The 10,009-nt window shown below is 73.1% G+C and carries 8 protein-coding genes; 4 read left to right on the top strand and 4 right to left on the bottom strand.

Translation table 11 applies throughout. The annotated features are described in order from the left end of the window. Positions 1-2,596 (bottom strand): DNA polymerase III subunit alpha (gene dnaE, locus CCS38_RS28635; RefSeq protein ID WP_223736231.1); only part of this gene is annotated, 2,596 nt, incomplete at its 3' end. Between the two features lie 205 nt (positions 2,597-2,801). Here dnaE and CCS38_RS28630 point away from each other — a divergent pair. After that, a complete protein-coding gene (locus tag CCS38_RS28630) occupies positions 2,802-3,878 on the top strand; it encodes an ABC transporter permease (protein WP_223736230.1) in 1,077 nt (358 codons plus the stop codon). Positions 3,879-3,946: 68 nt separating this feature from the next. Here CCS38_RS28630 and CCS38_RS28625 read toward each other — a convergent pair whose 3' ends face one another. Then, the gene (locus CCS38_RS28625; protein WP_223736229.1) at positions 3,947-4,717 is read right to left on the bottom strand and encodes an SDR family NAD(P)-dependent oxidoreductase; all 771 of its coding nucleotides are present in this window, start codon (positions 4,715-4,717) and stop codon (positions 3,947-3,949) included. Positions 4,718-4,850: 133 nt separating this feature from the next. On the opposite strand from CCS38_RS28625, the gene CCS38_RS28620 reads away from it, so the two are divergent. Beyond that, the gene (locus CCS38_RS28620; protein ID WP_223736228.1) at positions 4,851-5,489 is read left to right on the top strand and encodes a TetR family transcriptional regulator; all 639 of its coding nucleotides are present in this window, start codon (positions 4,851-4,853) and stop codon (positions 5,487-5,489) included. A 22-nt stretch (positions 5,490-5,511) separates the two neighbouring features. Here CCS38_RS28620 and CCS38_RS28615 read toward each other — a convergent pair whose 3' ends face one another. Further along, positions 5,512-7,158 carry an amidohydrolase gene (locus tag CCS38_RS28615; RefSeq protein ID WP_223736227.1) on the bottom strand — a complete coding sequence of 549 codons (1,647 nt, stop codon included), beginning with the start codon at positions 7,156-7,158 and terminating at the stop codon, positions 5,512-5,514. A 175-nt stretch (positions 7,159-7,333) separates the two neighbouring features. Here CCS38_RS28615 and CCS38_RS28610 point away from each other — a divergent pair, with 175 nt between their 5' ends. Further along, entirely contained in the window at positions 7,334-7,927 is a 594-nt protein-coding gene (locus CCS38_RS28610) for a TetR/AcrR family transcriptional regulator (protein ID WP_308050889.1), read from the top strand. Positions 7,928-8,031: 104 nt separating this feature from the next. Then, positions 8,032-8,817, top strand: coding sequence for a metallophosphoesterase family protein (locus CCS38_RS28605; RefSeq protein WP_223736226.1), 786 nt, complete (start codon positions 8,032-8,034; stop codon positions 8,815-8,817). Between the two features lie 60 nt (positions 8,818-8,877). Here CCS38_RS28605 and CCS38_RS28600 read toward each other — a convergent pair whose 3' ends face one another. Continuing rightward, positions 8,878-9,945, bottom strand: a complete 1,068-nt coding sequence (locus CCS38_RS28600; protein ID WP_223736225.1) for a S1 family peptidase — start codon at positions 9,943-9,945, stop codon at positions 8,878-8,880. Positions 9,946-10,009: the final 64 nt, after the last annotated feature.

Below are 10,009 nucleotides of genomic sequence, written 5' to 3'. Positions count from 1 at the left end.
GGCCGCGCCCCACCCCACCAGCACTACGTCCCGTATTCTCCCCACTCCGCCCAGACATCAGTTCGATTCGATAAGCGACATCGGACCGGTTCACGTCCAGGGGGAGGATCGGGACGCCGCGGCGGCGGGCGTCGGCGAGGAGGAGGCGCTTGGGGTACATGCCGGGGTCGTGGGTGAGCAGGCCGGCGTAGAAGGCGGCCGGGTGGTGGGCCTTGAGCCAGGCGGACTGGTAGGTCGGTACGGCGAAGGCCACCGCGTGCGCCTTGCAGAAGCCGTACGAACCGAACGATTCGATGATCTCCCAGGTGCGGGCGATGTCTTCGGAGGAGTAGCCGTGCCGCGCGGCCCGTTCCGCGAACCAGACGCGGATGCGGCCCTGCGACTCGGGGTCGGACAGCCCGCGCCGCACCCGGTCCGCCTCGTCCAGGCCGCAGCCGGTCATCCGGTCCAGGATGTGCATGACCTGTTCGTGGAAGACCACGACGCCGTATGTCTCGCGCAGGTATTCCGTCAGGTCGGGGTGGGGGTAGCGGACGGGCCTGCGGCCGTGCCGGGATTCGATGAAGGGCCGCACCATGTCGGCCGCGACCGGCCCCGGACGGAAGAGCGAGATGTCCACGACCAGGTCGTGGAAGGCGGCGGGCTGGAGCCGGCCGAGCAGGTCGCGCTGGCCCGGCGACTCGATCTGGAAGCAGCCGAGGGTCTCGGTGGAGCGGATCAGGCTGTACGTCGCGGGGTCGCCCGGCGGTACCTGTGCCGGGTCGTCGAGGTCCGGCGCGGGCCGCCCGGTGGCGCGGCCGATCTCGGCGGTGGCATGGGCCATGGCGGACTGCATCCGTACGCCGAGCACGTCGAGCTTGAGCAGGCCGAGGTCCTCGACGTCGTCCTTGTCGAACTGCGACATGGGGAAGCCCTCGCCGCCGGTGGGCACCACGGGGGTGCGTGCGGTGAGCGTGGCGTCGGAGAGCAGTACGCCGCAGGGGTGCATGGCGGTGCCGCGGGGCAGCGCGTCCAGGCCCTCGACCAGGTCCCAGAACGGCGCGGGTGGCGGGTTGTCCCGTAGCCCCCGCAGCTCCGGCAGTTCTTCCAGCGCCGCCCGTGCATCCCTTGCCCGGATGTGCGGGAAGGACTTGGCGATCCGGTCCACCTCGTCGGGGTCCATGCCGAGTGCGGCGCCGACGTCGCGCACGGCGTGCCGTACGCGGTAGGTCTCGGGCATGGCGACGGCGGCGACGCGTTCAGCGCCGAAGCGGTCGAAGATCGCGTGGTAGACCTCCAGGCGGCGCGCGGACTCCACGTCGATGTCGATGTCGGGGAGGACGGCGCGGCGCTTGGAGAGGAAGCGTTCCATCAGCAGGCCGTGCTCGACGGGGTCGGCGTGGGCGATGTCGAGCAGGTGGTTGACGAGGGAGCCGGCGCCGGAGCCGCGCGCGGTGACGCGGATGCCGAGGCGCCGGGTGTCCTCGACGACCTGGGCGACGGTGAGGAAGTACGACGCGAAGCCGTGGTGGTCGATGATGTCCAGCTCGCGGTGGAGGCGTTCCCAGTACGTGCGGGCGGCCGGGCCGCGGTCGTAGCCGCGGCGAACCATGCCGGCGGCGCAGCGGGAGCCGAGTACGCGGGAGGCCGTACGGTGCTCCGCGCCGACGAGCCGTGGTTCGGGGAAGTGGACGGTGCCGAGTCCGATGTCGTCCTGGGCGTCGACCAGGCACTCCCCCGCCGTCTCCTCGGTCATGGCGAGGAGACGGTGGGCGGTGTCGCGGCGGTGGCCGGCGGCTTCGGCGATCCGTTCGGCGGTGCGGGCCATGGTGTCGGCGTCCTTGAGCCAGCGTTCGCCGCTGTCGCGGGCTTCGGGGCGGTGACGGTCGATGGGGACGAGGCGGCGGGCGGAGTCCAGGACGTCGGTGACGGGGCCCTGGCCGGGGTCGGCGTAGCGGACGGCGTTGCTGAGGACGGCCCGGATGCCCTGGTCGACGGCGAAGCCGAGGGTGCGGGCTGCGAGCCGGAGGGAGCCGGGTCCGGTGCCGGTGCGGCCGTGGTGGACGGCTTCGAGGCGCAGCGCGTCGCCGTACAGCTCGCGCCAGGGGGCGAGGAGGCGGGCGGCGCGGTCGGGGCGGCCGGCGGCGAGTGCGCGGCCGACTTCGGAGTCGGGGCCGAGGAGGACGGTGATGCCGTCCGTCTCGACGGCCAGGTCCTCCCAGGGCAGGAGGGGGCGTTCGCGGTCGGTGGCGTGGGCGGCGGAGACCAGCCGGCACAGGGTGGCCCAGCCGCGGGCGCCGTCGCGGGCGAGGAAGACGGCGCGGGGGGCCGATTCGTCGATGAAGGCTCCGCCGCGTACGGGGGTGCGGCGGCGGGTCGTGGGGGCGGGGTCCGGCTGTCGTTCGGCGATCGCCAGCTCGGTGCCGAACAGCGGGCGGATGCCGGCTTCGGCGGCGGCCTTGGCGAAGCGTACGGCGCCGGAGAGGGAGTCGCGGTCAGTGAGGGCGAGGGCGTCCATGCCGCGTTCGGCCGCCCGCTCGGCGAGCCGTTCCGGGTGCGATGCGCCGTACCGCACGGAGAATCCCGATGCGGTGTGCAGGTGCGTGAACCGGGACATTCGCACCTCCTACCGCTTGAGCACCCCCTGGCTGACCTTGCATCCCCCGTCTCACTCACACCATAACGCTTTCTTCGAACGTCCGTGCGAACACATTCGTACGGACGTGTTCGTGCGACGCGCCGGGCAGGCCCGCCCGGCCGCATATCTCTCATGCGAAACCGGAAGATAAGGGACGAATCGCTACAGGTATGAGGAGCGGCACATGGCCACAGCGGACGGCGGCACCGGGACCGGGGACGGCGGCGACGCCCGCACCACCTTCGCCGGAGAGCTGAAGGACGCGGTGTCGGCGCGGGCCGCGCTGCTGATCGTCGGGGTGCTCGCCCTGACGGTCGCGTTCATCGCCTCGTACGCGGGCGCCTTCCACTCCCCCAAGCCCCGGGACGTGGCGTTCGCGGTCGTCGCGCCCCCGCAGGAGCGCGGACAGCTGGTCGCGAAGCTGGACGGGATGCGGGGTTCGCCGCTCGACGCGCGCCCTGCCGGGTCGCGGGCCGAGGCCGTACGGCAGCTGAAGGACCGGGAGACCGACGGCGCGCTGGTGGTCAATCCGCGCGGCAAGCAGGACGAGCTGCTGGTCGCCGGCGGCAGCGGCAACGCGCTCTCCGACGCCCTGCAGAAGGTCCTCACCAAGGCGGAGCAGGCGGAGGGGCGGACGGTCAGGACGACCGACGTGGCCCCGGCGGACCCGCAGGACGCCCGCGGACTGTCGTCGTTCTACCTGGTGGTGGGGTGGTGCGTGGGCGGCTACCTGTGCGCCGCGATCCTCGCGATCAGTTACGGGGCCCGCCCCACCAACGGCCGGCGGGCCGTCATCCGGCTCGGGACCCTGCTGGTGTACTCGGTACTGGCCGGACTGGCCGGTGCACTCGTCATCGGCCCGGCGCTCGGCGCGCTGCCGGGCAGCGTCGTGGCGCTGTGGGGGCTGGGCGCCCTCATCGTGTTCGCGGTGGGCGCGACCACCTTCGCTTTCCAGGGCATCGCCGGGATCCTCGGTATCGGGCTGACCATCCTGGTGGTCGTGATCGGCGGGAATCCCAGCGCGGGCGGCGCCTATCCGTATCCGCTGCTGCCGCCGTTCTGGCACGCCATCGGGCCCGCGCTGCCGCCGGGCGCGGGCACCTGGGCGGCCCGTTCGATCGCGTACTTCGACGGGCGGGCGATGGCGGGGCCGCTGCTGGTGCTCGCCGCGTGGGCGGTGATCGCGGCGGTGCTGACGCTGGTCTTCGCGGCCCTCTCCCTGGGGCGGGGCGCGGTCGAACGGAGCGAGCCGCAGCAGTAGCGGAGCACTCCGGGCCTCGGCAGTAGCGGCGCACTCCGGCCCGCACCCGCCCGCGTACCCCCCGCGGCTCACATGTGCGTACCGCCGTCGATCCGGATCTCCGTGCCCGTGACGAAGGCGCCGTCCTCGGAGGCCAGCATCGCGATGACGCCCGCGACCGTCTCCGGGCCCGCGAAGCCCTCGCCGATGGCGGGCGCGAGCTTCACGAACAGGCTCATGTCGGCGTCCTCGGGCAGGCCGGGCCCGCGGCCCGTCGTCATGCCGCTGGCGATGGAGCCCGGCGCGACGCACACCGCGCGCAGCCCCTGCTTGCTGTACTCGCTCGCGATCGCGTGGGTCATGGACTGGATGCCGCCCTTGCTCGCCGCGTACGCCGCCATGTACGGGTGCGCGAAAGAGGCCGAGGTCGAGCTGAAGTTGACGATCACCGGCTGCTCGCCCGCCAGCAGGGCGGGCAGCGCCTCGCGGATCATCAGGAACGTGCCGGTCAGGTTGGTCGAGACGACCTTGTTCCAGAAGTCCAGGGTGGTCTTGTGGGTGTGCTCGGACCGCAGGATGCCGGCCGCGTTGACCAGCACGTCCAGGCCGCCGAGCGCCTCCACGGCGGTGGCCACGCCGGCGACGACCGCGGCCTCGTCGGATATGTCCAGGACCGCGGTGGTGAGCCGGCCGGCCGTGCCGTCGGCAGCCGCGCGTTCGGCGGTGGCCTTCAGACCCTCCTCGCTGACGTCCGCCGCCACGACCCGGCCGCCCTCGGCGAGGACCCGGTGGACGGTGGCCTGTCCGATGCCGGACCCGCCGCCCGTGATCAGTACGCGGCGGCCCTCGTAGCGGTTCATGACGTTCTCCGTTCTCGTCGGTGCGCGGCTCTCCGTCGAGCACGTGCGACTCCGTCACCGTACGCCTCAATGGCACACTGTGCCACCTTTGCACCTCATGCCACCTCGGCGTACCGCGGCGTAGACTCCGGCCATGCCCACCGCACCTCCCTCCCGTCCGTCCTCCCTCACCGAGCGGCGCAAGGCCGCGACCGAGCTGGAGATCGCCCGTACCGCGGCGGCGCTGTTCGCCGAGCGCGGCGCCGCCGTCACCGCGGAGGACATCGCCCGCGCCGCGGGGGTCGCCCCGCGCACCTTCTACCGCTACTTCCGTACCAAGGAGGACGCGGTCGCACCGCTGCTGACGGGCGGTGTGCGGGACTGGGCCGAGGGGCTGGCCGACCTGGCCGCGCGCGAGCCGGAACTGCCGCTCGGCGAGGTACTGGAGCGGGCGGCCCGCGAGGCGCTGACGCCCGCCGACGCACGGGCCGAGGAGGCGCTGGAGTGGACCCGGGGTCTGCTGCACGCGATGCAGGACAACCCGGCACTGCGCGCCGTCTGGCACCGTGCGCACCACGAATCGGAGCTGGCTCTCATCGACGTACTGGCCCGGACGACGACGGCCGGGCCGCTGGAGGTACGGCTGACCGCGGCCGCGGCGGACGGTGCGCTGCGGGCCGCGGTCGAGGTGTGGGCGGCGGGGGAAACCGACGAGGCGCCGGCCGAGCTGGCGGTGCGGGGCATTCGACTGGTGGCGGCGGGGCTGCCGTGGCTGACGGAACGGCGCGGGTAGGGCGGCAGCGGCAGGCGGCCGGCTACGCCGTGTGCGCCACCTCTCCCCCCACCACCACGACCTCCGCCACCGTCCCCGGGATGTTTTCCGGGGCGGTGTGCAGGATGTCGCGGGAGAGGACGACGAAGTCGGCGAGCTTGCCGACGGTGAGGGAACCCCGTTCGTTCTCCAGGAAGTTGGCGTACGCCGAGCCCATCGTGTAGCCGTGTACGGCGGTCTCTACGTCGATGGTTTCCTGCGGGCCCCACGGCTCGCCGCCGCCCAGCGGCTGCCGGGTGACGGCGGTGTAGATGCCGATCATCGGGTCCATCTCGGCGACGTTCCAGTCGCTGGAGAAGGCCAGGACCGCGCCCGCCTCCTGGAGGCTGCGCAGCGGCCATGCCTTGTGCCAGCGGTCGGCGCCGACGTTCTCCGCCCAGTCCTGGCCGGGTCCGGCGATCTCGGGGGCCGCGTGCCGGGGCTGCATGCAGGCGACCACGCCCAGCTCGGCGAAGCGCGGAGTGTCGGCCGGGTCGAGGCATTCGACGTGCACGATCTGGTGGCGGGCGTCGCGCGGCCCGTTGAACTCCCGGGCGCGCTCGACCGCGTCCAGGACCGTACGGATGCCGCGGTCCCCCGTCGCGTGCACGAAGCACTGGAAGCCTAGGGAGTCCAGCTCGGTCAGCAGCTCGGCGAACTCCTCGGGCGGGTAGAAGGTCTCGCCCCGGTGGTGCCGGCAGCCCGCGTACGGTGCGAGCAGCGCGGCGGTGCGCGGTTCGACCACGTCGTCGATGTAGAGCTTGAGCGGGCCGACATTCAGCCGGTCGTCGTCGTACTTCTCGGCGGCGCGGGCGAATTCGACGAGGTCGGCGCCGGTGGTGCCGCGCGGGTGGAAGAGCGCGGCGACGATACGGGACCGCAGCCGGCCCTCCTCCCTGGCGCGCTCGAACAGCGCCAGGTCGTCCAGCGAGTTCTGCGGTTCGACGACCGTGGTGATGCCAAAGCGGATCGCGTCGTCCAGGCTGCGGGCGAGGCGGCGGTACTGACGGTCGGGGGAGGCCCACGGCACACCGAGGTCGCGCAGCGCGCGGTGGCCGTCCCGGGAGAGTCCGCGGACGGCGAAGTCCTTGACGAATCCGGTGGGTTCGCCGGTCTCCGGGTCGGTCTCGGCACGCCCGTACGGCAGGTCCGTACGGTCCTTGGTGATACCGAGGCGGCGCAGGGCCGCGGTGTTGAGCCAGGCGGTGTGCACGTCGTAGCTCAGGACGAAGGCGGGGGTGTCGCCCGTGACCGGGTCGAGGTCGGCGGCGCGCGGCATCCGGCCGCCGGGCAGGGCCGAGTAGTCCAGCGCCTCGGCCTCGATCCACTCGGCGCCGGGGTGGGCGTCGCGCCAGGTACGGATGCGGTCGTGCACCTCGTCGAGCGTGCGGGCCCCGGCCAGCTGTACGCAGGCGTCGTCGGAGCCGAGCCGTACGTGGTTGTGCGCGTCGATGAAGCCGGGGAGCACCAACTTGCCTCGGGCATCGAGCACTTGGGTACGTTCCGAGATCCACTCACCGGCCTCGGAGTCCGGGCCGAGCCAGACGATCCGGCCGTCGCGCACGGCCAGTGCCTCGGCCTCGGGGAGCGCGGGGTCCACGGTGTGGATGCGGGCGTTGCGGAGGACGAGCTCGGCGGGCGGACGAGACATGCTGCGGCTCCCGTGGGTTTTGAACGGTGTTCTAATTTCTTGAACGGCATTCAAAATGCGCCCGGTGCCCCGCGCAGGTCAAGACCTTGCGGCGAATCGCCGGGATAAGGTCGGGACGACAGGGGCGCGGACGTTCACAAACCCCGACGTTCACGGAGGAAAGGCAGGCCGGGCGGTGGCACGACGGCGGGACGGGCAGGTCGCGGCCGACCGGATCCTGGAGGAGGCGATGGAGGCCATCGCCGAGGGCGGCCTCGCGGCGCTCACCATGTCCGCGCTGGCCCGGCGGCTCGGCACGAGCGGCGGCCACATCCTGTACTACTTCGGCAGCAAGGACCGGCTGCTGCTGGAGGCGCTGCGGTTCAGCGAGGCGAAGCTCGCCGAGGAGCGCCGGGCGCTGCTCGCCCGCCGGCTCGGCGCCGTGCGGATGCTGGACGCCTTTGTCGGCCTGTACCTGCCGCGCGGGCCGCGCGACCCGCGCTGGATGCTGTGGATCGAGCTGTGGGCCCGTACGGTCGCCAACGAACCGCTGCGCGAGACGCAGGAGGAGCTCGACCGGGGCTGGCGCGACGACCTGGCCGCGCTGCTGGCGAAGGGGGTCGCGCAGGGCCGCTTCGCCGCCGGGGACTGCACGGGCCGCGCCTCCGAACTGCTCGCCCTGCTGGACGGGCTCAGCACGCGGGTGGTGCTGGGCCAGCACGGCGCGGACCGGGCCACGGCCCTGGCCACGGCGAAGTCGGCCGCGGCCCGGCTGGTGGAACGGATCTGAGCCGTCCGGAAGGCCGGCGCCGCGCCCCGCCGCCCCGGTACCGCACCGCTCAGCTCACAGCCGAACCGCCGCCCGCATCCCTCGCCCCATGCCACGCTCACCCCATGACCGACACCGCCGCGGTAGCCGTTCTGTCCGACATCCACGGAGTCGCCCCCGCGCTGGAAGCCGTACTCGCCGAGCCCGACGTGCGCGCGGCGCGCACCGTCGTCCTCACCGGCGACCTGCTGTCCGGGCCGCTCCCCCGCCAGACCCTCGACCTGCTGCACGGCCTCGGCGACCGCGCCGTATGGCTGGCCGGCAACGGTGAACGCGAGCTGGTCGCGAGCCACCACGACCACCGCGCCCCGGCCCCCGACGCGATCACGCCCTGGGCGGCCGGGCAGCTCGCCCCCGCCGACATCGCACACCTCGGCGCGCTCCCGGCGACCGTGACGCTGGACGTGCCGGGCCTCGGCCCGGTCCTCTTCTGCCACGCCACCCCGCGCGACGACACGGAGGTCGTACTCGCCGACTCCCGCCCCGAACGCTTCGCCGAGGTACTGGCCGGGGTGCCGGACGGCGTACGGACGGTGGTCTGCGGCCACACCCACATGCCGTTCGTCCGGATCACGCACGGGCGGCTGGTGGTCAACCCGGGGAGCGTCGGGATGCCGTACGGGCGGCCCGGCGCGCACTGGGCGCTGCTCGGCCCCGGCGGCGGCGCGGTCGCGCTGCGCCGCACCGAGTACGACCGGGACGCGGCGTGCGTCCGCATCGCACGGGAGTCCGGCTTTCCGGGCGCCGCCCGCTGGGCGGAGATGTACGTACGGCAGCCCCACACCGCCGAGGAAGCCCTGGCCGCGTTCGGGCCGCTGGACGGGCGGCAAGGGCCTGCGGCCACACCCTGAACCGGCAAGCGGCCCGGCCCCCGCAACGGGGACCGGGCCGTCGGGCCGTGGTGCGGGGTGTCAGCCGATCTGCGCCCCGTACGCCTGCAGGGCCTCGGTGACCGGCTGGAAGAAGGTCTCGCCGCCCGAGGAGCAGTCGCCGCTGCCGCCCGAGGTCAGGCCGAGGGCCTTGTCGCCCGCGAACAGCGCGCCGCCGCTGTCGCCGGGCTCGGCGCAGACGTCGGTCTGGATCAGTCCGTCGACCGTGCCTTCCTGGTAGTTGACGCTGGCGTTCAGGGCCTTGACGGTGCCGTCGTGGAGCTGGGTGGTGGAGCCGCTGCGCTGGACGCTCTGGCCGACGGTGGCCTCCGCGGCGCCGCTGATGTCCTGGCTGCTGCCGTTGTAGAGGTTGACCGCGCTGGGGTGCTCGGTGTCGGCGGTGTACTTCACCAGCGCGTAGTCGTTGCTGGGGAAGCTGGAGTCCTCGGTGGCGCCGATCTCGCCGCCGCCCTGGGAGTCCGACCAGCTCTGGACCGCGTTGCCGCAGTGGCCGGCGGTGAGGAAGTACGGCTGGCCGTCCTTGACGACGTTGAAGCCGAGCGAGCAGCGCGAGCCACCGCCCCAGATCGCGTCGCCGCCGGCGATGAAGGGCTTGAACTCCCCCTTGCTGCGGTTGAGCTGCACCTTACTGCCGAGGCTGTCGACGACCTTGGTGAGCTTCGCGAGCTTCGCGCCCTTGACCGTGCGGTCGGCGGTGACGACGACCTTGTTGCTCTTGGGGTCGACGCCCCAGGAGGTGCCGGGGATGGTGGCCTTGGTCTTCAGGGTCTGCCGGGCGCCGTTCAGCTGGGCGAGGGTGTGCTGGACGATTCTGGGCTCGGCGCCCTTGGCCCGTACGGTGTCGGCCGCGGCCTCGTCCACGACGTTGACGACCAGCTTCTTGGCCTTGGCGTCGTAGTACGAACCGGCCGTGCCGTCGGTGAGCTGCGCGGCGAGCTTGCCGGCCGCGGTGGATGTCAGCGAGAGCGGCTTCGAGGTGGGCGCGGGGCTGGCGTTGGCGCTGAGCGCGAAGGCGGCGCTGGCGGCGACGGCGAGGGCGCCCGCTCCGGCCAGTGCGGCGCGCCGCTTGGGTATGCGTCGGTGCTTCAACTCAAGACCTCCCGTGGGGGGAAGGGCCCGCCGGATCGTGGGGGAAGCTGCGGGCCCTGGGGGT

This window comes from Streptomyces purpurogeneiscleroticus, from assembly GCF_020024005.1.
Taxonomy (GTDB): domain Bacteria; phylum Actinomycetota; class Actinomycetes; order Streptomycetales; family Streptomycetaceae; genus Streptomyces; species Streptomyces purpurogeneiscleroticus.
The sequence above is the reverse complement of the archived record's forward strand: the minus strand, read 5'-3'. Positions and strand labels throughout refer to the sequence as shown.